This is a genomic window from Streptomyces camponoticapitis (assembly GCF_014646115.1).
In the GTDB taxonomy this organism is placed as follows: Bacteria; Actinomycetota; Actinomycetes; order Streptomycetales; family Streptomycetaceae; genus Streptomyces; species Streptomyces camponoticapitis.
Window position 1 is genome coordinate 236,681 of the sequence record NZ_BMMV01000004.1, and the last position, 24,608, is coordinate 261,288.

The 24,608-nt window shown below is 72.0% G+C and carries 26 protein-coding genes; 13 read left to right on the forward strand and 13 right to left on the reverse strand.

Going from position 1 to position 24,608, the window contains the following annotated elements; genetic code table 11:
• Positions 1–61: 61 nt before the first annotated feature.
• Positions 62–757, forward strand: coding sequence for a sulfite exporter TauE/SafE family protein (locus IEY79_RS08120; protein WP_189106801.1), 696 nt, complete (start codon positions 62–64; stop codon positions 755–757).
• Between the two features lie 27 nt (positions 758–784).
• Here IEY79_RS08120 and IEY79_RS08125 read toward each other — a convergent pair whose 3' ends face one another.
• Complete coding sequence (locus IEY79_RS08125) at positions 785–1,234, reverse strand: VOC family protein (protein WP_189106653.1); 450 nt, start codon at positions 1,232–1,234, stop codon at positions 785–787.
• Between the two features lie 100 nt (positions 1,235–1,334).
• Here IEY79_RS08125 and IEY79_RS08130 point away from each other — a divergent pair, with 100 nt between their 5' ends.
• Entirely contained in the window at positions 1,335–1,823 is a 489-nt protein-coding gene (locus tag IEY79_RS08130; protein WP_189106654.1) for a GNAT family N-acetyltransferase, read from the forward strand.
• Positions 1,824–1,838: 15 nt separating this feature from the next.
• Here IEY79_RS08130 and IEY79_RS08135 read toward each other — a convergent pair whose 3' ends face one another.
• A complete protein-coding gene (locus IEY79_RS08135) occupies positions 1,839–2,615 on the reverse strand; it encodes a peptidoglycan recognition protein family protein (RefSeq protein WP_229700739.1) in 777 nt (258 codons plus the stop codon).
• 148 nt (positions 2,616–2,763) lie between these two features.
• Positions 2,764–3,123, reverse strand: a complete 360-nt coding sequence (locus IEY79_RS08140; protein WP_189106655.1) for an ArsR/SmtB family transcription factor — start codon at positions 3,121–3,123, stop codon at positions 2,764–2,766.
• A gap of 91 nt (positions 3,124–3,214) precedes the next feature.
• Here IEY79_RS08140 and IEY79_RS08145 point away from each other — a divergent pair, with 91 nt between their 5' ends.
• Together IEY79_RS08145 and IEY79_RS08150 are read left to right on the forward strand one after the other, a co-directional pair.
• Complete coding sequence (locus IEY79_RS08145; protein ID WP_189106656.1) at positions 3,215–4,372, forward strand: cation diffusion facilitator family transporter; 1,158 nt, start codon at positions 3,215–3,217, stop codon at positions 4,370–4,372.
• Between the two features lie 147 nt (positions 4,373–4,519).
• Positions 4,520–5,782, forward strand: a complete 1,263-nt coding sequence (locus IEY79_RS08150) for a DUF8814 domain-containing protein (RefSeq protein ID WP_189106657.1) — start codon at positions 4,520–4,522, stop codon at positions 5,780–5,782.
• Between the two features lie 68 nt (positions 5,783–5,850).
• On the opposite strand, the gene IEY79_RS08155 is transcribed toward IEY79_RS08150, so the two are convergent.
• On the reverse strand, positions 5,851–7,017 hold the full coding sequence (locus IEY79_RS08155) for an aminopeptidase P family protein (RefSeq protein WP_189106658.1): 1,167 nt from the start codon (positions 7,015–7,017) through the stop codon (positions 5,851–5,853).
• 186 nt (positions 7,018–7,203) lie between these two features.
• On the opposite strand from IEY79_RS08155, the gene IEY79_RS37985 reads away from it, so the two are divergent.
• Genes IEY79_RS37985 through IEY79_RS37995 form a run of 4 tightly spaced genes read left to right on the forward strand, consistent with a single transcriptional unit; the run spans position 7,204 to position 9,868 of the window.
• The gene (locus tag IEY79_RS37985) at positions 7,204–7,329 is read left to right on the forward strand and encodes a hypothetical protein (protein WP_268240582.1); all 126 of its coding nucleotides are present in this window, start codon (positions 7,204–7,206) and stop codon (positions 7,327–7,329) included.
• Entirely contained in the window at positions 7,322–8,491 is a 1,170-nt protein-coding gene (locus IEY79_RS08160) for a fatty acid desaturase family protein (protein WP_189106659.1), read from the forward strand. Before IEY79_RS37985 ends, IEY79_RS08160 begins: the two co-directional genes overlap by 8 nt.
• Positions 8,488–9,357 carry a cytochrome P450 gene (locus IEY79_RS37990; protein WP_189106660.1) on the forward strand — a complete coding sequence of 290 codons (870 nt, stop codon included), beginning with the start codon at positions 8,488–8,490 and terminating at the stop codon, positions 9,355–9,357. Before IEY79_RS08160 ends, IEY79_RS37990 begins: the two co-directional genes overlap by 4 nt.
• Positions 9,281–9,868: a cytochrome P450 gene (locus tag IEY79_RS37995; RefSeq protein WP_268240583.1), complete on the forward strand. Its 588-nt coding sequence runs from the start codon at positions 9,281–9,283 to the stop codon at positions 9,866–9,868. The genes IEY79_RS37990 and IEY79_RS37995 overlap by 77 nt, the downstream gene beginning before the upstream one ends.
• Positions 9,869–9,942: 74 nt before the next feature.
• Here IEY79_RS37995 and IEY79_RS08175 read toward each other — a convergent pair whose 3' ends face one another.
• From IEY79_RS08175 to IEY79_RS08190, 4 genes are all read right to left on the reverse strand, one after another.
• The gene (locus IEY79_RS08175) at positions 9,943–10,353 is read right to left on the reverse strand and encodes a VOC family protein (RefSeq protein ID WP_189106661.1); all 411 of its coding nucleotides are present in this window, start codon (positions 10,351–10,353) and stop codon (positions 9,943–9,945) included.
• Positions 10,354–10,421: 68 nt separating this feature from the next.
• Positions 10,422–10,820 carry a helix-turn-helix domain-containing protein gene (locus tag IEY79_RS08180; protein ID WP_189106662.1) on the reverse strand — a complete coding sequence of 133 codons (399 nt, stop codon included), beginning with the start codon at positions 10,818–10,820 and terminating at the stop codon, positions 10,422–10,424.
• A gap of 46 nt (positions 10,821–10,866) precedes the next feature.
• On the reverse strand, positions 10,867–11,424 hold the full coding sequence (locus IEY79_RS08185; RefSeq protein ID WP_189106663.1) for a DoxX family protein: 558 nt from the start codon (positions 11,422–11,424) through the stop codon (positions 10,867–10,869).
• A 101-nt stretch (positions 11,425–11,525) separates the two neighbouring features.
• Positions 11,526–11,996, reverse strand: a complete 471-nt coding sequence (locus IEY79_RS08190) for an ATP-binding protein (protein ID WP_189106664.1) — start codon at positions 11,994–11,996, stop codon at positions 11,526–11,528.
• A gap of 189 nt (positions 11,997–12,185) precedes the next feature.
• Here IEY79_RS08190 and IEY79_RS08195 point away from each other — a divergent pair, with 189 nt between their 5' ends.
• The 3 genes from IEY79_RS08195 (at position 12,186) to IEY79_RS08205 (ending at position 16,031) form a co-directional block, all read left to right on the forward strand.
• Entirely contained in the window at positions 12,186–13,052 is an 867-nt protein-coding gene (locus tag IEY79_RS08195; RefSeq protein ID WP_189106665.1) for a helix-turn-helix domain-containing protein, read from the forward strand.
• Positions 13,053–13,292: 240 nt separating this feature from the next.
• Complete coding sequence (gene rsgA, locus IEY79_RS08200) at positions 13,293–14,405, forward strand: ribosome small subunit-dependent GTPase A (protein ID WP_229700740.1); 1,113 nt, start codon at positions 13,293–13,295, stop codon at positions 14,403–14,405.
• Positions 14,406–14,525: 120 nt separating this feature from the next.
• Positions 14,526–16,031, forward strand: coding sequence for a bifunctional transcriptional activator/DNA repair enzyme AdaA (locus IEY79_RS08205; RefSeq protein ID WP_189106804.1), 1,506 nt, complete (start codon positions 14,526–14,528; stop codon positions 16,029–16,031).
• Here the strand turns inward: IEY79_RS08205 and IEY79_RS08210 are convergent.
• Positions 16,001–16,375 (reverse strand): PPOX class F420-dependent oxidoreductase, encoded by a 375-nt coding sequence (locus tag IEY79_RS08210; RefSeq protein WP_189106667.1) that lies wholly within the window; start codon positions 16,373–16,375, stop codon positions 16,001–16,003. The two genes, IEY79_RS08205 and IEY79_RS08210, sit on opposite strands and share 31 nt — an antisense overlap.
• 80 nt (positions 16,376–16,455) lie before the next feature.
• On the opposite strand from IEY79_RS08210, the gene IEY79_RS08215 reads away from it, so the two are divergent.
• Positions 16,456–17,457: an ArsR/SmtB family transcription factor gene (locus tag IEY79_RS08215; RefSeq protein ID WP_189106668.1), complete on the forward strand. Its 1,002-nt coding sequence runs from the start codon at positions 16,456–16,458 to the stop codon at positions 17,455–17,457.
• Positions 17,458–17,571: 114 nt separating this feature from the next.
• Here IEY79_RS08215 and IEY79_RS08220 read toward each other — a convergent pair whose 3' ends face one another.
• Entirely contained in the window at positions 17,572–18,969 is a 1,398-nt protein-coding gene (locus tag IEY79_RS08220) for an N-acetylmuramoyl-L-alanine amidase (protein ID WP_229700741.1), read from the reverse strand.
• A 248-nt stretch (positions 18,970–19,217) separates the two neighbouring features.
• Between IEY79_RS08220 and IEY79_RS08225 the strand changes: the two genes are divergently transcribed.
• A complete protein-coding gene (locus IEY79_RS08225; RefSeq protein WP_373292493.1) occupies positions 19,218–20,048 on the forward strand; it encodes a M23 family metallopeptidase in 831 nt (276 codons plus the stop codon).
• 48 nt (positions 20,049–20,096) lie between these two features.
• Here the strand turns inward: IEY79_RS08225 and IEY79_RS08230 are convergent, their stop codons facing one another.
• From IEY79_RS08230 to IEY79_RS08240, 3 genes are all read right to left on the reverse strand, one after another.
• The gene (locus tag IEY79_RS08230; RefSeq protein WP_189106670.1) at positions 20,097–22,460 is read right to left on the reverse strand and encodes a glycosyl hydrolase family 95 catalytic domain-containing protein; all 2,364 of its coding nucleotides are present in this window, start codon (positions 22,458–22,460) and stop codon (positions 20,097–20,099) included.
• Positions 22,461–22,646: 186 nt separating this feature from the next.
• Positions 22,647–23,129 (reverse strand): DUF456 domain-containing protein, encoded by a 483-nt coding sequence (locus IEY79_RS08235; RefSeq protein ID WP_189106671.1) that lies wholly within the window; start codon positions 23,127–23,129, stop codon positions 22,647–22,649.
• 209 nt (positions 23,130–23,338) lie between these two features.
• The gene (locus tag IEY79_RS08240) at positions 23,339–24,355 is read right to left on the reverse strand and encodes a helix-turn-helix domain-containing protein (RefSeq protein WP_189106672.1); all 1,017 of its coding nucleotides are present in this window, start codon (positions 24,353–24,355) and stop codon (positions 23,339–23,341) included.
• Positions 24,356–24,608 lie beyond the last annotated feature (253 nt).

A 24,608-nucleotide genomic window follows, 5' to 3' on the forward strand; every position in this document is an offset into this window, starting at 1 on the left:
TGGCGGAGGGCCGGGGAACGAAGTGATCGACGGGCTGAGCCAGGGGCTGGGCGGCGGTGGGATGGCGCTCCTCGCCGCCGTGGTGGCGCTCGCCGCGTTCGTCCAGGGAACGAGCGGCCTCGGCTTCGCCCTCATCGTCGCGCCCGTGGTCGGTATGGTCGACCCCGGTCTGCTGCCCGTGTTCCTGCTGGCCTCGATGATCCCGCTGAATCTGTACGTGGCGTGGCGCGAGCGCGCCAGCCTCGACATACGCGGAGCCCGCTGGATCTCGGCGGCCCGCCTCGCGGTCACCCCCGGGGGCCTGGCGCTGCTGTGGGCGGTTCCCGAACGCCACCTCGGCGTGGTCGTCGGCGCCGCGACGGTGCTGGCCGTGCTGGTGAGCCTGCTGGCACCCGTTTTCACCCCCGGCCGGGCGGCGTACGTCGGCGCGGGCGCGGTCACGGCCCTCACCGAGACGGCGACGGGCGTCGGCGGCCCGCCGCTGGCGCTGGTCTACCAGCACCGGCCGCCGGCCGAGCTGCGCTCGACGGTCGCGGTCTGTTTCCTCGTCGGCGAGGTCGCCTCCCTGGGGCTGCTGTTCGCCACCGGCCAGGGCAGCCCCGGTCAGGCGTCGCCCGCGCTGCTGCTCCTGCCGGCCCTCGCGCTCGGCGTCTGGCTCAGCCGCCTCGCGCACCACCGTGTGGACGCGGCGAAACTCCGGGTCATGGTCCTGGTGTTCGCGGCGGTGTCGGGTGCGGTGCTGATCGCCGGGCGGTAGCGCACGGCGACCGACAGGACGGTCCTGTCACACGTCACCGATGCCGGAGATGCTCTCGGTGTTGGCGCCCCCGCCGACGGGATCGGGCTGCCGCGCGGGGCCGGGCGACACGGCGAGCGTGAAGGAGTGACCGGCGGGGTCGGAGTACGTCCGCACGTCGCGCGGCCCGCTGTTGTTCTTGGCCTCCACCGGTCTGGCACCGAGGCCGACCGCCTCGCGCTCGGCCTCGTCCATGTCACCCCGGTTCACGAGGATGCGCACATGCGCCTGCTGGGAGTCGTCGGGCCGGGGCCAACTGGGCGGCGCGTAGCCGTGATCGCGGTGGATCGCCAGATGGACGCCGTTGTTGCCGACGACCTCCACATAGTCGGGGTCGCCCCACGGGCGGATCTCCGCGTCGAGCAGACCGGCGTAGAACTCGGCCAGTTCCATCGGTTCGGCACAGTCCAGGACAAGGACAGTCGTCTTCTCAACCATGCCCTCGCGTGTACCCGCTGCCATCGACGGCATACGGTCTCGCGGTGGGGGCGCCGGAATGCGCTGGCGGCGCCGGCCGTCGCCCCGGCATGCTGGGTCCATGCTGATCAGGGAAGCCACCCGTGAGGACTGGGCCGCCATCTGGCCGTTCTTCCAGCGGATCGTGGCGGCGGGCGACACGTTCACGTATCCGACCGACCTCGGTGAGCGGGACGCGAGCGAGTGGTGGCTGCTGGCCCCGCCGAACCGGACCGTCGTCGCGGTCGACGACGCGGGCACGGTCCTCGGCACCGCCAAGATGAACAACAACCACATGGGCAACGGCTCGCACATCGCGAGCGCCAGCTACATGGTCGATCCCGCGCACACCGGCCGGGGCGTGGGCCGGGCGCTGTGCGAGTACAGCCTGGAGTGGGCGCGTACGGCGGGATTCCGGGCGATGCAGTTCAACGCCGTCGTGGAGACCAACACGCACGCGGTGAAGCTCTACGAATCACTCGGCTTCACCGTGCTCGGCACGCTCCCGGAGGGCTTCCGCCATCCGGTGCGGGGCTATGTCGGCCTCCACATCATGCACCGCGCGCTCTGAGCCGCCTGTCGCCGGCTATGTGCCGGGGCGGCCCTGAAGGCGGGCGGCGCGTTCGCGGATCCGGGGGAGTGCCTCGTACAGAGCGCCGCCCGGACAGCGCGTCGAGTAGCCGTCCCGGTGGCCCGAGACCGTACGGAAGATCTGCCGGGTGCCCTTCTTGTACCGGCTGCCGTCGTTGGTGGACACCAGCCTCGTCGTGCCGCGCGGGTCCACCCCGTACAGTCCGAGCTTCCACGCGATCAGCCGGGCGAGAGAGTCGACCATGGCCTCGGGCACCGTGGCGCCGTCGCTGAAGTCGCCTATGGCGGCGATGCCGACCGTGCCCACGTTGAACCCCAGTGTGTGCGCGCCGACGACGGGGTTCTCGATGCCGCCCGCGCGGCCCTCGTAGATGACGCCGCCCCGGTCGACCAGGAAGTTGTAGCCGATGTCGTCCCACTGCCGGTTGTCGACGTGGTCGACGGCGAAGGTACGGATGAGATTGGGGACCTCGGGGCGCGTGTAGTCGTTGGGGCTGATGGTGTGGTGGATGAACACGGCACTGACCGCGTCGGCGGTACGTTCCGGCTTCCGCCGGGGCGGGGGTTTCTCCTGCCAGAACGTCCGCGGCTCGACGGCGGGCGCGGCGCTGCCCCAGCGGAGCGCCCGTTCCGGGCGTGCCTGCGGGCGCGATGGAGGGGCGGACCCGTCCTCGCCGGCTCTCCCGGCGGCGTCGGCGGCCAGGGTGAGGCCCGCGCCCGCTGCGGCGGCCCAGCCCATGCCACGAAGCAGCACGCGCCGGTCGATGCTCATGGGGATGAGCGTATGGCGACACGCCGCGATTCGCCTCCCCTCCCAGGCGCCTCACGCGTGTCTTTTAGGAGGTCGTGCGGGGTCCCTCCGGGCCGGTGACCGAAATCGAACAGTTCGCCCGGACGGAGGTCGTACCGGCCTCAAGAGCTCAGTCGTGCGAGGGGCGGCCGTCGAGCTGGTGATCGGCCAGGCTCAGCGCCTCGTCGATCACGCGCCGCAGATGGCCGTCGCGGAGGCTGTAGACGACCCGGCGGCCCTCCTTGCGGGTGACCACCAGACCGGCGAGCCGGAGCTTGGCGAGATGCTGGCTGACGGCGGGGCGGGCCGCGCCGCACATCTCGGTCAGCGTCGTCACGTCCGCCTCGCCGCCCGCCAGCCCGTGCAGGAGGACCAGCCGCGTGCGGTCGGCGAGGACGGCGAAGACCTCGGCGGCGAGTGTGAACTGCTCCTCGCCCGGGATGGGCGGGTGCGCATCATGCGCAGGTGACAGTTGCATGCGTGCGTTCATATGCACATAATGACGAACGGGGTACGCCGCTGTCCACCCCACCGCTCCTCCCTGCCCGGTCCCACCGCCCGAGCGTCGGAAGGCCACCGCCATGAACGACCCGCACGGACACGCCCACCCTGACGGGCACCCTCACGGAGCCGGGCACCACTCCCATGGGCACTCCCACGGGCACCCCCACGGCCCTCACCCGGCTGACGCCCGCGAGGCGGTGCGCGGCGGACGGCTCGCCCGCCGGCGGCAGAAGGCCGGTCACCTCCTCACCCCCCACTCCCACGAGTCGGCCGACAAGATCGACCCCGCCCTCGAATCGTCGGCGAAGGGCATGCGTGCCCTGTGGGTCTCGCTGGCCGTGCTCGGCGTGACCGCGCTCGCGCAGCTGGTGGTCGTCATCCTGTCCGGTTCGGTGGCGCTGCTCGGCGACACCGTCCACAACGCCGCCGACGCGCTCACCGCTCTGCCGCTCGCCGTCGCGTTCGTCCTGGGCCGGCGTGCCGCAACCCGCGGATTCACCTACGGGTACGGGCGGGCCGAGGACATCGCCGGCATCGTCATCGTGCTGACCATCGCCGCCTCGGCCGTGTTCGCCGCGTGGACCGCCGTCGACCGGCTGCTCGACCCGCAGCGCGTCAGCCATCTGCCGGCCGTCGCCGCCGCCGCCGTGGTCGGCTTCGCCGGCAACGAGTGGGTCGCCCGCTACCGCATCCGCGTGGGCCGCGAGATCGGTTCGGCGGCCCTTGTCGCCGACGGGCTGCACGCCCGTACCGACGGTTTCACCTCACTCGCCGTCCTCCTCGGCGCGGGCGGCGCCGCGATCGGCTGGCGGCTCGCCGACCCGATCGTCGGTCTGCTCATCACCGCCGCGATCGTCCTGGTCCTGCGCGACGCCGCCCGTGAGGTGTTCCGCCGCATCATGGACGCCGTCGATCCCGCGCTCGTGGACGCCGCCGAGCTGGCCCTGCTGGACGTCCCCGGCGTACAGGCGGTGGGGGAGCTGAGACTGCGCTGGATCGGTCACCGGCTGCGCGCCGAGGTCGCGGTCGTGGTGGACGGCGATCTGACTGTACGTCAGGCGCATGACGTCTCGGTGGCCGCCGAGCACGCGCTGCTGCACGCCGTACCCCGGCTGACCGCCGCCCTGGTCCACGCGGACCCCGCCGCCACGGCGGACGAAGCCGACCCGCACGCGGCGCTGACCCACCACGCGCCGAGCCGTGGCCACCGTCCCGCCCCTGCCCATGTCCCCTGACCCGCCGGCTCTTTGACGATCTGTCAGGGCCCTCATGCCCACGGGGAGATCTCTCCCTCCCTGGGCTCTTGCCGGTGGACTCTTGTCGGTTACATGACACCCTCACTAGCGTGTGCCGGGTTCCATCCCCCACACGAGGAGACCGGCATGAAGGACCGAGCGAGACCCACGTACCGACGTCGGATCACCGCGGCCCTTTCTCTACTCGCCTGCATGGGTGTGGCCGTCGCCACGCCACCGGCCGGAGCGGCCGACGGCCAGAAGTCCACGCGCGTAGCATCCTCGCCGGTCTCCTGGTCGGCGGATCTGTCACGCATCACCTCCGACGACGTCAACGTCCGCTACGCCAAAGGTGCGTTGAGCGTCCGGAGCACCGCTTTCCGTCCGGCGTCGGCGGAGGCCGGCCAAGGCTACGGCACCCAGGTGCTCGCCCCCGAGGAACTCGACGGTCCGGTCAACCGGGTCAGCGCCGAACCGGTCGCCGACACGCCCGCGGACGCCGGAGCCGAGGTGGTCGTCGACGTGCGCGGCCGCTCCGCCGGGGGCAGCTGGACCGAGTGGATTCCGGCGGACCGGGGCCCCGCTGTCCTGCCCCGCGCCGTCACCACCGTCCAGGCCCGGATCACCCTCTGGGACAAGGAGGGCGAGGTACGCGTCCGGGGCCTGCGGCTCTCCGCGGAGAAGGGCGCCGCGCCCCGCGCCGCCGCGGGCGCGAGCGCCGTCACCGCCCGGGTCTTCGCCACCCGTGAGGGTCTCGTCGGCCGTACGACCGCCAACGGCCATGTCATCCAGCCGAACGACCACTTCGTCGCGCTGCCCTCGCGACGGGGCCTGTCGCCCAACGGCAGCGGCCAGTACTCCGTGCAGGTCTGCGGGCCCGCCCGCTGCGAGACGGCGCCGGTGTGGGACGTGGGGCCCTGGAACACCAAGGACGACTACTGGAACCCCTCGCCGACCCGCGAGATGTTCAAGGACCTGCCCCAGGGCAAGCCCGAGGCGCAGGCCGCCTACGAGGACGGCTACAACGGTGGCCGGGACGGTTCCGGCCGTGTCGTACTCAACCCGGCCGGTATCGATCTCGCCGACGGCACCTTCTACAACGTCGGCCTGGACGACAACGGCTGGGTGACCGTCACCTACCTCTGGACCGGCGACCAGACGGGCACGTCGTTCCCCACGTGGGGCACGGACGTCCGCATCCGCCAGCAGGCGACCACCGCCTCGGCCGAGGTGGCGCGGCTCCCCGGTCCGACGACCGTCAACGTCAAGTGCCAGGTCCACGGCCAGCGGATCACCGTGGACGGCATCACCAATGACGGCTGGGCCTATCTGCCCGCCTTCGGTGGCTACATCTCCAACATCTTCATCGACGTGGTGGAGTCCTGGCTGCCCGGCGTACCGAACTGCTGAACCCGCGGGGGCACTTGGGGGCCGTACGACAACTGCCCCAAGTGCCCCCGCGCGTCGGGCGCTTCCTCCTAACCGACCACGGCCAGGCCCCGCTCCGTCGTGTTGAGCCGCCGGCCGCCGGTCTCGGTGACCGTCACGATGTCCTCGATACGGACGCCGAAGCGGCCCGGCAGATAGATGCCGGGCTCCACCGAGAAGCACATGCCGGGTACGAGGGGCAGCTCCTCGCCCTCGACCATGTAGGGCGGCTCATGGGTGGTGACGCCGATGCCGTGGCCGGTGCGGTGGATGAAGTACTCGCCGTATCCCGCGCTGTCGATCACCGCGCGGGCCACCCGGTCGACCTCCTGGCAGGCGATACCCGGCCGTACCGCGTCGCAGGCGGCCCGCTGCGCCGCGCGCACCACGTCGTGGACGCGCCGCTCCTCCTCGGTGGGCTCACCGACATGAACGGTACGGGAGGTGTCGGAGCCGTACCCCTGGCAGAGCCCGCCGAAGTCGAGCACGACCATGTCGCCGTTCTCGATGACCCGTTCACCGGCCTCATGGTGCGGGTTGGCCCCGTTGGGGCCCGAGCCGACGACCGTGAAGTCGACCTGGGAGTGGCCGGATCCGCGCAGCAGACCCGCGAGATCCGCGGCGACGTCGGTCTCCCTGCGGCCCGCGAAGGGCACCTTCTTGATCTCCTCGTACGCGGAGTCCGCCGCCGCCCCCGCCGCCGCGAGCCGCTCCACCTCCCGCGCGTCCTTGACCGCGCGCAGCATCGGCAGCGCGTTCGTCAACGGCGCGTAGGAGGTGCCTGGCAGCGTCTTCTGGAGGCCGATGAGATGCAGGGCCCAGGTGTTGTCGCTGATGCCGTAGCGGCCGCCGGCGGTCAGCGCGGGCGCGGTCACGGCGTACGGGTCGGCGCCGTCGGTCCAGTCCCGCAGGGTCAGCGCGGGCGCGCCGACGGACTTCGCGGCGTCGGGCGCCTCCAGCTTGGGCACGACGAGGACGGGGCCGGTGTCCGGGGTGAGGACGAGCAGGGTGAGCCGCTCGGTGTCGGCGGGCGGCTGATAGCCGGTGAGCCAGACCATGTCGGGTCCCGGCGCCACGAGGACGCCGGCCAGCCCGGCGGCCGTCGCGTCCCGCACCGCGCGCTCCATCCGGGCGCGGTAGTCGTCGGCGGTGAAGGGGGCCGGGGCCGCGGGAGCTCCGGCGGCCGGTTGTGGGGTGGATGCGTCGCTGCCAGTCATACGGCCATCCTGCCGGGGCCCCGAGCCGCCCGCGACCCCCCGCCCGCTCGTGCGGCTGGTGCCGGACGGACGGGCGCCGCCGGACGGGGACCTGATGTCCCGTCCGGCGGCGCGTGCGTCGGAGCCCGCCGTTCGGCCGAGCCCGCCGTTTGGTCGGACGGCGGGGTCGTCGCCCCCTTCCACCGCATGATGGGCGCCCTGTTCACCCACCGGCACCGCAGGCTCGTCCGCAACTACGCGCACAACGGCGCCACTTCGGCCGGCCCCGGCACCTCGTCCACCTCGCCCACCGACGGCGGCCGGCATGCCTGAGCAGCGGCGACAGCAACACCGCCTCCCCGCGCCCGCGATCGTCTGGGAGCCCGGGATCCAGCGCGCCATGCGCGACTTCTCCGTGCAACAGGCCCACCAGACCCTGCGCGGCCTCTTCAAACCGCGGCTCGCCGTCTACTGGGCGGACTTCCTCTGCAGTTACCTGGTCGCCGTCGCCGCCTTCTGGGCGGTGGGCCCGCTCGGCGGCCTCACCGTCGCCGGCGTCGCCGCCTTCGTGGTGTCGGTCCTCGCGGTCTTCCGCTGCTTCGCCTTCATCCACGAGATCGCGTACTTCCGCGCGAAGCGCTCCTTCAACCGCTTCCGCACCGGCTGGAACATCATCTTCGGTATCCCGATGCTGGTCCCGGTCTTCATGTACGACTGCCACGGCGAGCACCACAACCGCCGCTTCTACGGCACCGGCGAGGACGCGGAGTATCTGCCGCTCGCCCGTATGTCCCTGTGGAGCAGCGCGCAGTTGCTCGTACTGCCCCTGATGCTGCCGCTCTTCGGGCCGTACCGGTTCGGGGTCGTCACCCCGGTCTCCTGGTTCGTCCCCCGCGTGCGCACCTGCCTGTACCGGAACCTCTTCTCGCTGAAGATCGACCTGGAGTACGAGGGCCGCCTCCCCAAGCCCGAGGAGAAGCTCAACTGGCGCCTCCAGGAAGCCGCTTGTCTGCTCTGGATGGGGGCCGTCGCCGCGCTCGTCGCCACCGGGACCGTCTCGGCCGGCCGGGTCTGGCAGTGGTGCGCGCTCTTCGCGGCCGTGGCAGTCCTCAACTCCGCCCGGCTGCTCGCCGCCCACCGCTACGTGGGCAACGAGGAGGAGATGTCCGTGGTCGAGCAGATGATGGACACCGTCAACCATCCGCGCAACCGCCCGCTGGCCGAGCTGTGGGCCCCGGTCGGGCTGCGGCTGCACGCGCTGCACCACCTCATGCCCGGACTCCCTTACCACAACTACCTGGCGGCGCACGACCGGCTGGTGAGCGCGCTGCCCCCGGACTCGGCCTACCGGCTCACCGAGAGCCCCGGCCTGGTGGCGTCCCTGGGCCGGCTCGTACGCGAGTCCCGCGCGCACCAGAAGGCAGGAACCCTCCTCCCCGCCAGGGCCGCGAAGCCCGCCCGGGGCGTCCGAAGCGATGAAAGGGCCGTCCGATGACCGCCAGTACCGCCCCCGCGAGGGCGACCACCACCCAGGCGCCACCGCCCCAGGCCCCCGGCTCCTCGCTTCTCCTCGGCCACGCGCGGGAACTCCAGAAGGACACGATCACCGCCCTGGCCGGACTGTCGGAGGCCGCCGCCGACGGCGTGGCCGGCTTCCGCATCGGCCCCGGCCGGGCGGTCGTCGTCTCCACCGCCGCGACCGTGCGCGAGGTTCTCATCGAGCGTGCCGCCGACTACGGGCGGGGCAAGCGCCAGACACGGGCGCTGGAGCCGCTGATGGGACAGGGGCTGCTGGTCGGTGAGGGCGAGACGCACGCGCGGCAGCACCGTATCGTCCTGCCGCACCTCTCGCCCCGCCAGGTGCCCAAGCACGCCGACACGATCGTCGCCGAGGCGGAGCGGTTCCTGGCCCGCTGGTCGGAGCCGGCCGAGGTCGACCTCGTCGCCGAGATGAACTCCCTGACGATGGACATCGTCACCCAACTGCTCTTCAGCGCCTCGTCGCGGGACAACCGCGCGCTGGCCCGCGCGATCACCGAGGCGTTCGCGTGGGAGATGCACGCCATCACCAGCGTGGTGGGTCTGCCGCTCTGGGTCCCCACGCCCAGGAACCGCCGCGCCCGCCGCAACATCGCTCTCATCCGCCGCTGGATCGCCGAGTTCATCACGCAGCGGCGGGCGTCCCCGGACCGGGCGGAGACGGTCGACCTGCTGACGGACCTGATGAACACCCGCTACGAGGACGGCAGCGGCATGGCCCGACGGTCTGCTCTTCGACGAGGCACTGACCGCGTGGGGCGCGTCCCAGGAGACCTTCGCCGACGCGCAGGCCTGGACGCTCTACCTGCTCGCCACCCATGACGCGGTGCGCGCGCGGGTCCTGGAGGAAGTGGACTCGGTCCTCGGCCGCCGTACGGTCACCTTCGGGGACCTGGCCCTGCTCCCGTACTGCATGCAGGTCTTCAAGGAGGCCATGCGGCTCTACCCGCCGGCGTCGATGATCCCCCGGCAGGCGGTCAGGGACACGACGGTGGGCGGCTACACCATCAAGGCGGGCACGATGGTCTTCATCAACGCCTACAGCCTGCACCAGCGGGCGGAGGTGTTCGAGGACCCGGAGACGTTCGACCCGGACCGCTTCGAACGCTCCCGCGAGAAGGCGCTGCCCAAGAGCGCGTATCTGCCGTTCGGGACGGGTGGGAACGTCTGCCCCGGCAGCCATCTCGCCATGATGGAGGGGCACCTGCTCACCGCCGTCATGGCGCAGCGGCTCCGTGTCGAGCTGCTGCCCGGTCAGCGGATCCGCCCGCAGCTGCTGGTCAATCTGCGGCCGAGTCCGGGGGTGCGGGCCCGAGTGGCCCTCCGGGACTGACGCGCGCGCGGCGAGCCCGGTGAGAGCGGTCTGGCCGTCTCACCGGGCTCTGCGGTCACAGCGCACCCGCGCGGCTAGGACTTCGGCTGGGTGAAGCGGATGTTGTTGCCGAACGGGTCGCGGAGCCCGCAGTCGATGCCGTACGGGCGGTCGGTGGGCTCCTCGGTGAACTCGACACCGCGCGACTTCAGCGTCTCGTACGTCCCACGGCAGTCGTCCGTGGTGAAGATGAGCGAGCCGCCCGTCGCGCCCTTGGTCACCAGTTCGCGGACCTGCTGCGCGGTCTCCTCGGACATCGCCGGAGGGCCCGGCTTCTCCAGCAGGATCTGGCGGTCGGGGTGACCGGGGACGTTGACGGTGAGCCAGCGCATGAAGCCGAGGTCGGCGTCGGTGTTGACCTCCAGGCCGAGGGTGCCGACGTAGAAGTCGAGTGCTTCGTCCTGGTCGAGGACGTAGATCTGCGAGTGCGTGATTGCGTTGAACATGGTCATCACGCTACGGCCCGGACCGGACGAAAACTTGTCCAGAACTGCTCAGTCGCCGGGGGACGGGGTCAGGTGCTCGGCCGTGTCCACGCCTTGGTGAAGCACGTCGGTACGTATCCGGTGGCCGCCACCGTCTCCCTGCGGTACGTCCTCGGCGGCCGGCCCACGATGTCACGGAAGGTGCGGCTGAAGGTCGCGGGACTGCCGAAGCCGACCTCGTAGCAGATGTCCGTCACGCTCCGGTCCGTCTCCCGCAGCAGGAACATCGCGCGCTCGACCCGTCGGCGCTGGAGGTAACGGTGCGGGGTCTCGCCGAAGGTGGCACGGAAGGTCCGTGTGAAGTGCGCCTGCGACACATGCGCGATCCGCGCCAGGGCAGGCACGTCGAGCGGCTGCGCGTAGTCGCGGTCCATCGCGTCGCGCACCCGCAGCATGCGGCGATTGCTCTCCTCCACGGCGCGGCTCACCGGGCCATCACATCACGGTCGAACCGGCTCCCGCGCCGGTGCCCGGCTACGCGGTCGCGGCACCGTTGTCCGCGTCCGTAGCGCCGACTCCGCTCCTCTCCGCGAGCACCGCGATACGGCGGCTGACCACCACGGTCGCCGCGGCCGCGCTCAGCGCGAAGGCGGCCATCAGGACGGCCGGCCGGTCCAGCGTGTGCTCGGTGAAGTGGTCGAGCGAGTAGCGCCCCGGCCCGGTGACACCGAGAGCGGCGGCGACAAGGCCGACGAGAGCGGGGTGCTCGAAGCCGCCCGAGTGGGAGAAGAAGCCGGCGGGAGCGTGCACGGAGACGGCCCCCGACATGGCACCCGCGGCGGCGGCGCCCGCCACCGGGGTCGCGAATCCGAGGGCGAGGAGGGTGCCGCTGGCCGTCTCCCCCACGCCCGAGGCGATCGCGCTCTCCCGGGGCGGGATGAAGCCCATCTGATCCATCGCCTCGGTCGTGCCCCGGATACCGCCCCCGCCGAACCAGCCGAAGAGCTTCTGCGAACCGTTGGCGATCAGGACACTGCCGACTCCGAGTCGGAGGGCGAGCAGCCCGATGTCCCTGCGCTGGGTGAAGGACATGAGGTCCGGCCTTTCCGTGGGCGTGAGAAGCGAGGTCTGCTTCCCAGCTTCAGGCGGCGCCACGCATCGCGCACGCGCTGGGCCGCCGCCGGGGGCACGCTTCAGGGCGCGTCCTCGGCAGGGCCCGCCGCGTGGGTGTGCAGCCGGGCCCAGAACGTGGTCGAGGCTCCCCCCTCGTACCCGTGGGCCTGGGCGAGCGCGGCGACGATGGACAGACCCCGGCCGCTCTCCCCGGCGTGTCCCAGGTCCTGCTCGGGACCGCTCGGATAAGGGATGTGGCCCTGGTCGGTGACGCTTATCGTCAGGGCGCCACGGCCCCGATGGAGCCCCCGGTGGAGCGCGACGCGCACCGGACTTCGACCGTGGCGGAGCGCGTTGGTCACCAACTCGCACACCACGAGGACGGCGTCGTCGACGGTGGCGCGCGGCAGCCGCCACCGCCGCAGCACACCGGCCGCCCTCCGGCGGGCGTGAGCGGCCCCCGTGAGATCAGTGTCGGGCAGACACCAGACGTGCCGGTCCTCGGCGGCGGGCGGGCTGGGGGCAGCGCGCTGAACGGCCAAAATCTCCATGGTCCTCTCCTGGGAACGAAAATCTCCACGACCCACACAAACGCCTGCCGCCACTTCGGGGAAGGGTGTGATGGTGACCGGACGCCCCGGTGTCCGGTCTCCCGGCGCGCCGCCACAGCCACGGAGAGGCACGATGGAACGGGTGTACCGCCCCGGCGTCGCCGGTGGCCCGTGCCCGGAGGTGGCGAGATGGGGAAAGCGGAGCTGCCCCCTCAGTCGGACATGCAGAAGATCATGCGTACCTGGCGGGCGCGCCGGGATCTGGAAGACGTTCCCGGAATGAGGGATCTGCCCCGCCACCGGCACCGCCGCGGCCGGCTCACGCAGTCGATCATGGCCGATCTGCTCGGAGTGGACGAGCGCCACTACCGTCGCCTCGAACACGGCGAGGGGCGGATCAGCAAGGACCTGGTCAGGGACTGCGCCCGGATTCTGGACCTGAACCCGGCCGAGGCGTCCGCCCTGTACGTGTGGTCCGGTCACCAGCCGCCACGCACCGTCGTCCCGGAGCACCCCGACGTCCCGGACGACCTGCTCGGCCTGCTGCACCGCATCGGCCACGGTGCCTACTGGAGCGACGACACCTACACCGTTCTCGCCTACAACTGCCGCGCGGCCTGGCACTGGCCCTGGATGCAGCGCCCCGGCGCCAATGTCATGGAGGAACTCCTCGCCCCCTCCTCCCAGGGGCGCGAACAGTGCCGGCAGTGGGAGACCCGCTGGGCGCCCTACATGGTCGCCGAGCTGCGCCGCAGCTCGATCGTGGACTCGGAGCACGACCCGATCCAGCGCGTGGTGCGCCGGGTCCGCCGCTCGGCCGAGGTGCGGCGCCTGTGGGACGGCGACGAACGCGCGGAGATGAGCCTGCACCCCTACGGCACGGTGCGCCCGATGGTCCTGCCGCTCACCGGCCGGGTCCATGTCTCGGTCCAGGCACTGGCCCCGCTGGCCCACCCGGGCCTGCGGATGATCGTGGGCATCCCGGTCGACTTCACGGAACCGGACCTCCCGGTGGGCCCACCGCCCCCGCCACGGCCGACGGACGCGGAGCATTAGAAAATGGGTGGCGGGCACGGTGGGGGAGGCGCTAAATTCCCACGTGTTCCGAGGGACCGGTGGGGTCCCGTCGGCCGTGTGTGTGAACCGGGAGGTGTGTACCGATGGCTGTCGCCGCGATGGGCCTTGCCCGCAATCAGCTGATCGTTCATGTCACCTCCGTGGTCTCCGGCTGACCTTTCTCTCTTCTCGCGCCTGACCGGCGCGTACGCCGGGGCCGCCCTTGTGAAGGGTTCCCCCTTGTCTTTCTCTGCTGCCTCATCCGAGGCTTCCTCCACCGCTCATCCGCTCGCCCCGTACGGCTGGGACGAGGGCTGGGAGGCGGAGTTCACCCCGTACGCCGCGCAAGGCCTGCTGCCCGGGCGGGTCGTGCGGGTCGACCGGGGTCAGTGCGATGTCGTCACCCCCGGCGGCCCCGTGCGGGCCGACACCGAGTTCGTCGTGCCGCGCGACCCGCTGAAGGTCGTGTGCACCGGGGACATGGTCGCGGTGGACCCCGGCGGTGATCCGCGGTACGTGCGGACGCTGCTGCCGCGCCGTACCGCCTTCGTACGGTCCACCTCGTCCCAGCGCTCCGAGGGCCAGATCCTCGCGGCCAACGTCGAACACGCGATCATCGCCGTATCGCTCGCCGTCGAGCTGGACCTGGGGCGGATCGAGCGGTTCCTGGCCCTGGCCTGGGAGAGCGGTGCGCAGCCGCTCGTCGTGCTCACCAAGGCCGACCTCGTACCGGACCCGACGGGGCTGTCGTATCTCGTCGACGATGTCGAGACCACGGCGCCCGGTGTGCGGGTGCTCGCCCTCAGCGCGACCACGGGGGAGGGCGTCGATGTGCTGTCGGCCGTCGTCTCCGGGAGTACGAGCGTGCTGCTCGGTGCCTCGGGCGCCGGGAAGTCGACCCTCGCCAACGCCCTGCTCGGCGAGGACGTCATGGAGGTCCAGGCCACCCGTGACGTCGACGGGAAGGGCCGGCACACCACGACCACCCGCAATCTCCTCGTGCTGCCCGGCGGCGGCGTCCTCATCGACACCCCTGGTCTGCGGGGTGTCGGGCTGTGGGACGCGGGGCAGGGCGTGGGACAGGTGTTCGCCGAGATCGAGGAACTGGCCGAGGGCTGCAGGTTCCACGACTGCGCCCACGGCAGCGAGCCGGGGTGCGCGGTGCTCGCCGCGCTGGCCGACGGTTCGCTGCCCGAGCGGCGGCTGGAGAGCTACCGCAAGCTGCTCAGGGAGAACCAGCGCATCGTCGCCAAGACCGACGCCCGGCTGCGGGCCGAGATCCGGCGTGACTGGCGGCTCAAGGGCGCGGAGGGCCGCGCGGCCATGGAGGCCAAGCGCGGCCGTATCCGGTAGCCGTACCAGCTGATCGGGGCCGGACTCCCGAACGGGGAGTCCGGCCCCCGGCCCTGCCCCAGTTCCATGTCCGAATACCGCGAGTGGAGCCGCCGGACGCGACGCACACTGGACGGTGTGATGGACGAAGAGACCAGGTACGAGGCGGTGGCCAGCCGCGACGCGCGCTTCGACGGCGCGTTCTTCTTCGCCGTCGAGACCACCGGCATCTACTGCCGGCCGAGCTGTCCGGCGGTCACCCCGAAGCGGAAGAACGTCCGCTTCTACCCCACCGCCGCCGCTGCCCAGGGCAGCGGCTTCCGCGCCTGCCGCCGGTGCAGGCCCGACGCCGTGCCCGGGTCGGCGGAGTGGAACGTACGCGCCGATGTCGTCGGCCGTGCCATGCGGATGATCGGCGACGGGGTCGTGGACCGCGAGGGTGTCCCCGGACTGGCCGGGCGGCTCGGCTACAGCGCCCGGCAGGTCCAGCGCCAGCTGGCCGCCGAACTGGGCGCCGGGCCCGTCGCCCTCGCCCGCGCGCAGCGCGCCCACACCGCCAGGACGCTGCTCCAGACCACTGTCCTGCCGGTCACGGAGATCGCCTTCGCAGCCGGATTCGCGAGCGTGCGGCAGTTCAACGACACGATCCGGCAGATCTACGCCCGTACCCCGAGCGGCCTGCGCGCCGAGTCCGGCAACGGCATGAGCGGCATGAGCGGCAGAAGCGGCACGAGCGGCAGAAGGGGCATGAACGGCGGGAGGAACAGGAGCGGCACCAGCCGCACGAGTACCACCGGTGAACGCCTCCCCACCGCGCCCTCCCTCGCCGGTATCCCCCTGCGGCTCGCCTACCGCGGCGCCTACGCGGCCCGCGAGATGTTCGACCTGCTCGCCGACGAGGCCGTCCCCTCCGTCGAGGAGGTCATCGGCGAGCCCGGCGCCCGCGCCTACCGGCGTACGCTCCGCCTGCCGCACGGCCCCGGAGTCGTCTCGGTCGACGAATCCCTCCCGGCGACGGGCGCCGCCGCGGGCGCCCGCTCCGGCTGGCTGGAGGCCCGGATCCACCTCACCGACCTGCGCGATCTCACCACCGCCGTTGGGCGGCTCCGCCGGCTCCTCGACCTCGACGCCGATCCGTACGCCGTGGACGAACGCCTCGCCGCCGACCCCCTCCTCGCGCCGCTCGTCGCCGCCCGCCCCGGACTGCGGGCGCCGGGCACCGCCGACCCCGAGGAGTACGCGCTGCGTGTCCACGTCGGTCCCGCCGAGGCGCGGCGGCTCGTCGCCGCGTACGGGGAGACGGTCGAGCGCCCCTGCGGCGGACTCACCCGGCTCTTCCCCGCGCCCGCCGCCCTGGTGGACGACGCCGTGGCCGGCCCGCTCGCCACCGCGCTCGCCGCGGGCACCGTACGGCTCGACGCCGGAGCGAGCCGCGACGAGGCCGAGCGGGCACTGCTCACCGTGCCCGGAGTGACGGCCCGCACGGCTGCCCTCGTCCGGATGCGCGGCCTGGGCGATCCGGACGTGGCACCGCCGGCACCGGACGGCGGTCCGGGCCGGGCGGCGTGGCGGCCGTGGCGTTCCTACGCGGCCTGGCATCTGAAGGTCCGGGCCGGTCAGGCCGTTTCGTCCAGCCCCCAGCTGTGAATCTTCCGCGGATGGATCCGGATCAGCTCCTCGCTGAAATGCGGCCCCAACTCGTGGGGCCCGGTGAGCAGTTCGGCCTCACCCCGGATGTCCACGCCCCGCACCTTCCAGGGCTTGAGGCTCACGATGTCGTCCACCACCAGTGCCACCAGGGGGTTGGCCCGGAGGTTCCGCCACTTCTTGGTGGTGCCCAGCGCGTAACCGCCGACCAGGATCGTGCCGTCCGCCTGCGGGAAGAAACCCACCGGGTTGGCCTGCGGCTGGCCCTTCGGGTCGACGGTGGCCAGCCGGCCCAGCCGCTGGGAGGAGAGATAGAGGCGCTCGGCCTCGCTGAATTCGGTCATGCCTCCAGCCTCACACGCCGGTAACTCCGCCCCGCTAGAATCCGGGCCCTGACCGCACAGGCTTTCCGGGGGAGTCCAGAGTGCTGCGAGTCGATCTCCGTGGACGGGAGCTCAACCGGCTGCGCGTGGCGGACGGAGCGGACGCTCTGTGGGAGGCCGCGCTCAGCCTGCACCTGCTCCAGAACCAGCACGTACCGCCCGCCTTCGCGCCCTGGCGGCGCGAGGTCCGCACCGCCCTGGAACGCGCCGGACTCGCCTCGGCCGTAAGGGAGTTGATGGTGCTCTGCCCCTCGGCCGCGTACTTCCCCGACTTCCTCACCCCCGGCCGGGGCGAGCTGGACCTGGACATCGGTGTGGACCGGCTGCTGTCAACTCCCCGCCGCCGACTGGTCGCCGATCTCGCGCGACTCTACGCGCGCAGATCCGGGCCGGTCCCGGCCACCGTACGGCGGCTCGCCGAGGGGGACGTGGAGGCCCTGCGCTGGCTCGGCTCGACGCTGCGGCGTTACTACTCCGTCGCCGTGGCGCCGTATCTGCCCGCGATCCGGGCCCAGGCCGCGGCCGACCGTTCCCGCCGCGCGGAGGCCGCGCTGGGCGGGGGAGCGGAGGGGCTGCTGGCCAGTTACGAGGAGATGCCCGGCTGGCGCTGCGAGGAGGGGATCCTGCGCACGCCGTATCCGGTCAGCCGCGAACTCCAGCTGTCCGGGCAGACGCTGACCCTGGTGCCGGGTTTCTTCTGCGTCGGTACGCCACTGGCCCTGGTCGACGACGAGCTTCCCCCGGTGCTGGTCCACCCGCTCTCCCCGGCCCCCGGCTGGCTGGTGCGCTCCCGGCTGGGCGAGGCGACCCCGCCGGTGGCCCAGCTGATCGGCACCTCGCGCGCCAGGCTGCTCGAACTGCTCGACCGGCCGATGACGACGACGGGCCTGGCGGGGGCTTTACGGATGGCGCCCTCCACGGCGAGCCGTCACGCCTCCGTGCTCCGGGAGGCGGGTCTGCTGACCTCGCGCCGGCACGGAAACCGGATGATGCACCACCGCACCCAGCTGGGCAAGGCCTTGCTGGACGGCCCTGCGCCCTGAGGGGCGGTGGTGCATCAGCGGTGCTGCGTGAACGATGTCGCGTCAACGGTGCTGCGCCGGCGGTGGTCCCCGGCGCGTGTTACGTGGTGCGCCTTTACGTGGTGCGCCGCCCGGTCAGCAGGTGGGCACGCCCGGCAGCCACGAGTCCGAGACATCGATGAAGATGTTCGAGATGTAGCCGCCGTAGTCCGGCAGATAGGACCAGGCGTCGTTGCTGTAGCCCTGGTAGTTGACCAGCTGTCCGCGCTTCTGGCACTGGACCCTGACCGATGTCGGCCCCGCCAGGCTGGCGACCTGCGCCGAGGTGGTCGTCGCCTCCTGACGGATGCTCACGCCGGTGCCCCACGTGGGGAACGAGGTGCCGGGGCCGGGGCCCGGGTCACCGGTGCCGCCGTTGACCAGCGACATGTAGTAGGTCCAGTTCCAGTTAGCCCCGGGGTCGCTGTGGTCGTTGCCCGGTACCTCGCTGTGCCCGACGACGCCCGTGCGGGTGCGCGGGATGCCGTACTTCGCCGTGAGGTGACGGGTCAGCGCGGCCGACGAGCGGTACATCGAGTCGGTGAACCAGGACGGGTCGGCGACGAAGCCCTCGTGCTCGATCCCGATGGAGCTCGGGTTGCCCGACCGCGCGTGCCAGGCGGTGTTGGCGTCGCGGACCATCTGGGTGACCTGGCCGTCCGAGGAGCGGACCACGTAGTGCGCGCTGACCTTGGAGGACGGGTTCTGGAACCAGCTGATGGTGCCGGCGTACGACCCCTGTGTGACGTGGACGACCACCTTGTTGATCGCCGCCGTACGGCCGGTCTGGTAGTTGGACGTGCTCGCCGGGACCCAGAGGGCCGCCGGGTAGTCGTCGCTCAGCACACCGAGGTCGGAGGCGATGCTCGCGTACCTGCCGCGGTCCGGCGTCACCTTGCGGGCCTTGAGGAGGATCTGCTCGTTGCCGGCGGCCTGTGCGCGCAGCCCCTTGTTCAGCAGGTCGTACGCGGTGTCCGCGTACAGCCGCGCGGTCCGGTCGTTCGTCGCGGCGCCGTACTCGGCGGCGACCGGGTACCACTCGGCGAGCGAATCGCGGTCGGTGGCGTCCAGGCCCTGTTCGTCGGCGACGGCGCGCAGGACCGCCGCGGCGCCGCGGATGTTGGTGGCGGTGTCCTTCTTCAACTCGGCCACCGACTCGCCGGTGAGCTTCGCGGCCCGCTCCAGGGTCTTGTGCTCCGGCTGGCTGACCAGGTGCATCACGCCGTAGCCGTTGGCCTGACTGGGTCTGCCGCCGTGACCGTCGAGGTGCGTCTCGCCGTATCCGACGGCGATGAGCAGATCACGGGGTACGTCGTACTCGGCGGCGGCCTTCGAGAACGCCGTGTTCATCACGCCGGCGCCGGTGTCCGGGCCGGCTCCGTCGCCGGGGTACGGCGCGGCCCCCGCCGGCTGGCCGGTGAGGGCCAGCGACGCGGCGACCACGGTGCCGAGGAGTGCGGCCCGGCCGCGCTTCCAGCCTGTCATCAAGGTCATCGGTCTTCTCTCCGCTCTGTCGTGCGCGGGTTCTGGACCAGCGCGCACTAGTGGGGGCAAGGCGGGTGAGGAACTGTCAACTCCGCAATGGTGGAGTGCCGACTTGTCAGGAGCAAGACATTTCATCTCCGACGAAAGGCGCCGTCCAGTCGTTGTGACCCAGGGCGGCCGTCGCTACTTTTGCCGGGTCTCGCAGCGGTCGTGGCTCGCCGCCCGACCGGCTGCAACCCCCACACCCGGGAGCGTTCGTGACCCGTCTCAGACGTCTATCGACCACATTCGCCGGTATGCTCCTCATACTTGTCGGGATGCTGACGGTACCCGCTGGAGCGGCCGAAGCGGCCGAAGCGGGCGCCTCCGACACGGCCGCCGTGGCCGCGGCCCCCAACTTCAAGGCCCCCTACCCGTGCGGCCAGCGGTGGACCTACAGCCACCACTCTGCCGAGGTCCGCCGCGCGCTCGACTTCGTACGCGCCGACGGCGGCACCACCAACGGCACCCCGGCCCTCGCGTCGGCCGCCGGCACCGCGACCCGGCACAGCCAGCCGAGCGGCGCCGGCAACTACATCTCCATCGACCACGGCGGCGGCTGGAAGACGTACTACTTCCACCTGGGCTCCTACTCGGTGGCCAGCGGACAGTTCGTCAACCAGGGCCAGCAGATCGGCACCACCGGGTCCAGCGGCAACTCCTCCGGCCCCCACCTGCACTACGAGCAGCTGCTCAACGGCGTCGGCCAGAACATCGTCATCAACGGCGGCGGCCTCCCCTACCCCGGCAGCTACAACCAGTCCTTCCTGACCAGCGACAACGGCTGCGGCGGAGGCGGCGGCACCCCCTTCATGACCTGGGGCACCGGCGTCAGCGTCCGCGCCGACGCCCGGCTGAACGCGGCAGTCGTCACCCGGCTGCCCGGCCCCACCAGCGTCCACGTCGTCTGCCAGAAGCAGGGCGACACCGTGAACGCCGAGGGGTACAGCAACAACTGGTGGAGCAAGCTGCGCGACCAGGGCGGCTTCATCTCCAACATCTACATCGACCACCCTGCGGCCCAGCTCCCGGGCGTGCCGATCTGCTGACGGTACGTCGGCGAACTCGGCACACACGCGGACGAACGGACCGGCGGCTCAGGAGGGCAGACCCCACCGAGCCGCCGGAGCGTTCGGTTCGACCGGCCGGACGCGGAGGGAGGGCCGGTCACCGGCAGCGGTGATCAGCGCCGCGTCCCCCTTGCGCAGCGGAATCCGCAGGGCCCCGCCGGGGGCCTCCTCGTACGCGATCGGCCTGCCCCACCGGTCACGCACATCGACCGGGCCCTCGACCCCGTGCTGTACGACGCACGGCGCGCCCGCCTCGCTGGTGATCCTCACCCAGCGGGTGCGGCCCGCCTCGCGGACCGCGCTCAGCAGGAAGGCGCCCTGCGTACGGAAGTCGTGCAGCACCAGTTCACGCCACTCGGCGGGTACCGCAGGGAAGACCCGCACCACACCGCCCCACGACTGGCAGAGCATGTCGTGCATCGACTGGGCGGCCGACAGGGGGGTCTCGATGACCGGGCCCGATTCCTTGTACATCGTGTTGGGCTGGATGAAACGGTCCATCAGCTCTCCCAGATGCCCCAGCGCGTCCTCGCCCTTGCCGAGCAGCGCCGACATCGAGGCGGCTCCGGTGAAGGTGTAGCCCTGGAGGGCGCCCTCGAAGCTGATCCAGTGCGCGAGAGACGTCTCGATCAGCGCGCGCTCCTCGGGCGTGCGGCCGGTGATCTCGTACAGCGGATAGACCGCGAGCAGATGCGAGTAGTGCCGGTGCGACTTGGCGAACGGCACCTGCGCGCCGATCATGAAGCCGTTGCCGTCCGTCGGATACGGCACGAGCCTGGCCAGGACCTCCTGCCAGCGCGGCGCCAACGGGTCGTCGACGCCGAGGATTTCGGCGGAGTCGAGCAGCGTCCGGCAGCCCCAGCGCAGCAGCATCAGGTCGTAGTTGCAGTCGGTCGAGTTGACCCCGTACTCGGGCGACGACGTCGCCGGCAGATGCAGTTTGCCGTCCGGTCCGGGGGTCAGGAAGTGCAGGTAGTAGTTGACGGCCCTGCGCAGCAGCGGGAACAGGACGTCGCGCAGGATCGACTCGTCCATCGTGTGCCGGTAGCTGAGCCAGACGTTGTGCAGCGCCCAGGTGAGATTGCCGACCTCGGGCGTCGGCGGCTCCTGGCCGGGGATGCCGACGCCGAAGCCCTGATCGGGCGGGGTCGCACCGCCGTTGACCAGACCGGCGTCGGTGGTGCGCGGGACGGCGGCCGAGTCGCTCCGGTACGGCGCCGGGACCTCCGCCGTGAGCCGGTCCCGGAACTCGCCCAACGCCCTTGTGACGGCGTCGAGTTCGAGATGGTTGGAGCCGTGGATCAGCCAGTACTCCAACTGCACGTTGAGATTCCACCAGGTGGCCGGCCAGGGCGTGCTCTCCAGCCAGGGCCCGCACGTCGCCATCACGGGCGCGTCCTTGCGGGCGGCGGAGGCGATCTTGTAGAGCTGGATCCAGTAGAAGCCCTGGAGCCGCGCGTCGGGCAGCGAGAGGAAGCTCTTGCGGTAGTAGCGCTGCCACCACACGCGGTGCGGCAGGACGAAGAGGTCGTACGGCGCGAGCGCGGCGCCCCGCACCGTACGCAGCGCCTGGTCGCGAGCGGTCGTGCGCGGGTGGGAGTGGGCCACCGCCACGTACAGGGTGCGGCCGCCGCGGCGTTCACGGTCGCGCCAGGCGGTGACGTGCTGGCCGCCCGCGAGCAACGGCTGTACGGCGGCTGTCAGTTGACCGAGCGCGTCGCCGTGGTCCTCGATCACGGCGGGCGGATTGGCCTCGTACCCCTCGGGTACCGGTTTATGCGCGGCCCGCGGGCTGATCGACTCCGCGGGGTGGAAGACCCAGCGGAAGTCCCGCTCGCCCCGGCTCGGGGTGACCTCGACCGCCAGGACGGACGTCGAGGCGTGGACGAACGCGCGCAGCCGCAGCGTGCCCCGGTCGGTGGTGAGCGTGCCGGTCAGCTCGGCGTCGCGGAGCCGCAGCCGCCAGTCGACCCCGGCGATCGTGCCGACGGGCTCCAGGGTGAAGTGCCCGACCGGCAGCCGGGCGAGACCGAAGAGCGAACCGAACTCCGGCCGGTGGTCCTGCACCTCGGAGTGCTGCACAGTGAAACGGACCGCGTTCCCGCCCGGCTCGGCGTAGATGCCGGAGCCGAGGAAGCCGTTGCCGATGAACGGTCCCTCGAACCAGGTCGTGGGCAGCTTCCGCCAGACCGGGTCGGCGTCGTCGAGGACCCGGCGCCAGCTGTCCTGCGCCGCGCGCGGTTCGACGGCGGCGGCCGGTGGCGCGGGTGCCGCCGTCAGGGACGCGCCCGCCGCCTGGGCGGGGACGGCGGCCACGCCCCCGGCGACGAGCGCGCCGCCGATCGCGGTGCCACCGGCGAGTACGTCTCTTCGCGACGGGGTCGTTGCCATGGCGCCTCCCGGCAGTTTTGACCGCTCGGACTCCACTGACGCATTGATTCATCCGAGCTATTCACTGACGGAAGGTAGAGGTGGGGCTGAGGTGCGTCAACACGGTGGGAGAGATCCGATGTGTAGAAGGGTGGATGGCGGTCACCCCGCGGCGACACCATGGCGCGGCGGGGTGACGTCGTACGTTCAGCCCCAGACCGTCGCGCCGAGCCATGTGCCCATCACGAGCAGACAGCAGAACAGCTCGACCAGCACCGGGTAGCCCGCGCTCCGCATCACCGTGCGCGTCGACGCCCAGCCGTCCCGGTGGCTGCCCAGCCGTACGCGCTCAACCCCGTAGACGCCGCCGACGAAGCCCACCACCGCGCCCACCACCGGCACCACGAAGAAACCCACGATCCCCGCGAGCCCACCCGCCAGCAGCGTGCGCCGCCGGGTCCCCGTCTCGCGCGTGCGTCTGGACGGCAGCAAGGGTCTGAGCGCCTGGTTGAGCAGCAGCAGCGCCGTGGACCCGATCAGTACCGCCCACGCGGTCCCCGAGGTGTCGCTCAGCGCCCACCAGACCACGGCGGCCCAGACGATGGCGGGTCCCGGCACGCCGGGGATCAGCACGCCGATGACGCCCAGCAGCATGACCAGAGCCACCAGCACGAGCTGCCACACGTCCATCTGCCCAGGGTGCAGGATCCCGGGGGGAGTGGCACGCGGACGGGGACCCGTGGGCCGGGCCCCTCCGGCGGATTCACGGGGTCCGCCTCGCGGTCGCACGCGCCGGATGCCACGTGCCCGGCTCTGACGCCGCGTGCCCCGCTCTGTGGGCGGGCGGTGCCGTTTGTCGGGCAGTCCCGGCCGGGGCCGATCCGCCGGGTCGGGTCCGCTCAGGCGCGCAGGTCGCGCGCCACCCAGCCCTTCTCGTACGCGTGCCAGCCCAGCTGGAGCCGGGTCGTCACGCCCGCCAGCTCCATCAGGCCCTTCACCCGGCGCTGTACGGTCCGCAGCCCCAGATCCAGCTGTTTGGCGACGCTCGCGTCCGTCATCCCCGCGAGCAGCAGCGAGAGCACCTCCAGATCGGTCTCGTCCGGCCCGGCGGCCGCGCCCTCCGTCACCGTCGCCCCGTCCCGGCCGGCCCCGTCCGCGCCCGGCACCAGCCGCAGGGGCAGCGCGTCGCGCCAGACCGCCTCGAAGAGCCCGGACAGGGACTCCAGCAGCCCGCTGGCGTGCACGACCAGGGCCGCGGGCTCCGCGTCGCCCGCCGTCAGCGGCACCATCGCCAGGGCCCGGTCGGCGATCATCAGCTTCGTCGGCACCCGGTCGACGACCCGTACCTGCTCGTCACGGCCGAGAGCCGCCGACAGCTCGGTGATCCCGTCGGGCAGCGAGAGCACCTCGCGTTCGATCACCACGCGGTAGCGGACGCCGCGCGTCACCACCCGCTCCTCGGACTCGTTCTCCACCCCCGACACCACCACCGGCCTGCCGGTGACCAGTGCCCGGATCTCCTCCGCCGCCCCCAGCTGGAGCTGGTGGAAACGGTGCGCCACCGCGCTCGCACCCGTCACCACCTCGACCAGATCGTGCACGGCCGGCCCCGCCGACTCGGCCCGGTACTCCTCCGCGAGCAGCACGGCCGCCAGTTCGGCCCGCTCCAGCTCGTGCCGCTGCTGGGTGAGCAGCGCGCCCAGCGCCACCGCGGGTGGCGCGGCCACCCAGCGCCCCGTGCGGGCCGACGACTGCGCGGCCAGCCCCTGCTGCTCCAGCCTGCGCAGCGCGCGCTCGGTGTCCTGCTCGGGTATCGCGAGCCGGTGTGCCAGATCGGCGGCCTCGGCGGCGCCCAGTGCCACCAGCGCCCGATACGCCGACTCCTGTCTCTCGTCGAGACCTATTGCTCCCAGCACCCCTCGAACCCCTCCCCGGAGTTACGTTCAAACCCGGCCACCGGTGGCGGATACCGGCCACGGCGTAAACCCGCCGCGCACATCATCCCCGCATCATGCGCCACTCTGCCAATGTGGCGACATTGCCGGATCAACAGGCCCCAGGCATATGCCCGGTGCCGGGCGGGTGGGCCGGCCTTCGTATGCCGGATAAGCTGACTACCCGGACGTTCCCGTCGAACCCCGACGAGTCGCTACGATTCGAATCGGCGTA

What these genes read in the sequence shown, in the direction of transcription:
- IEY79_RS08120 (WP_189106801.1), top strand. Translation starts at nt 62, where the DNA reads ATGGCGCTCCTCGCCGCCGTGGTGGCGCTCGCCGCGTTCGTCCAGGGA.
- IEY79_RS08125 (WP_189106653.1), bottom strand. Translation starts at nt 1,234, where the DNA reads ATGGTTGAGAAGACGACTGTCCTTGTCCTGGACTGTGCCGAACCGATG.
- IEY79_RS08130 (WP_189106654.1), top strand. Translation starts at nt 1,335, where the DNA reads ATGCTGATCAGGGAAGCCACCCGTGAGGACTGGGCCGCCATCTGGCCG.
- IEY79_RS08135 (WP_229700739.1), bottom strand. Translation starts at nt 2,615, where the DNA reads ATGAGCATCGACCGGCGCGTGCTGCTTCGTGGCATGGGCTGGGCCGCC.
- IEY79_RS08140 (WP_189106655.1), bottom strand. Translation starts at nt 3,123, where the DNA reads ATGAACGCACGCATGCAACTGTCACCTGCGCATGATGCGCACCCGCCC.
- IEY79_RS08145 (WP_189106656.1), top strand. Translation starts at nt 3,215, where the DNA reads ATGAACGACCCGCACGGACACGCCCACCCTGACGGGCACCCTCACGGA.
- IEY79_RS08150 (WP_189106657.1), top strand. Translation starts at nt 4,520, where the DNA reads ATGAAGGACCGAGCGAGACCCACGTACCGACGTCGGATCACCGCGGCC.
- IEY79_RS08155 (WP_189106658.1), bottom strand. Translation starts at nt 7,017, where the DNA reads ATGACTGGCAGCGACGCATCCACCCCACAACCGGCCGCCGGAGCTCCC.
- IEY79_RS37985 (WP_268240582.1), top strand. Translation starts at nt 7,204, where the DNA reads ATGATGGGCGCCCTGTTCACCCACCGGCACCGCAGGCTCGTCCGCAAC.
- IEY79_RS08160 (WP_189106659.1), top strand. Translation starts at nt 7,322, where the DNA reads ATGCCTGAGCAGCGGCGACAGCAACACCGCCTCCCCGCGCCCGCGATC.
- IEY79_RS37990 (WP_189106660.1), top strand. Translation starts at nt 8,488, where the DNA reads ATGACCGCCAGTACCGCCCCCGCGAGGGCGACCACCACCCAGGCGCCA.
- IEY79_RS08175 (WP_189106661.1), bottom strand. Translation starts at nt 10,353, where the DNA reads ATGTTCAACGCAATCACGCACTCGCAGATCTACGTCCTCGACCAGGAC.
- IEY79_RS08185 (WP_189106663.1), bottom strand. Translation starts at nt 11,424, where the DNA reads ATGTCCTTCACCCAGCGCAGGGACATCGGGCTGCTCGCCCTCCGACTC.
- IEY79_RS08190 (WP_189106664.1), bottom strand. Translation starts at nt 11,996, where the DNA reads ATGGAGATTTTGGCCGTTCAGCGCGCTGCCCCCAGCCCGCCCGCCGCC.
- IEY79_RS08195 (WP_189106665.1), top strand. Translation starts at nt 12,186, where the DNA reads ATGGGGAAAGCGGAGCTGCCCCCTCAGTCGGACATGCAGAAGATCATG.
- IEY79_RS08205 (WP_189106804.1), top strand. Translation starts at nt 14,526, where the DNA reads ATGGACGAAGAGACCAGGTACGAGGCGGTGGCCAGCCGCGACGCGCGC.
- IEY79_RS08210 (WP_189106667.1), bottom strand. Translation starts at nt 16,375, where the DNA reads ATGACCGAATTCAGCGAGGCCGAGCGCCTCTATCTCTCCTCCCAGCGG.
- IEY79_RS08220 (WP_229700741.1), bottom strand. Translation starts at nt 18,969, where the DNA reads ATGACCTTGATGACAGGCTGGAAGCGCGGCCGGGCCGCACTCCTCGGC.
- IEY79_RS08230 (WP_189106670.1), bottom strand. Translation starts at nt 22,460, where the DNA reads ATGGCAACGACCCCGTCGCGAAGAGACGTACTCGCCGGTGGCACCGCG.
- IEY79_RS08235 (WP_189106671.1), bottom strand. Translation starts at nt 23,129, where the DNA reads ATGGACGTGTGGCAGCTCGTGCTGGTGGCTCTGGTCATGCTGCTGGGC.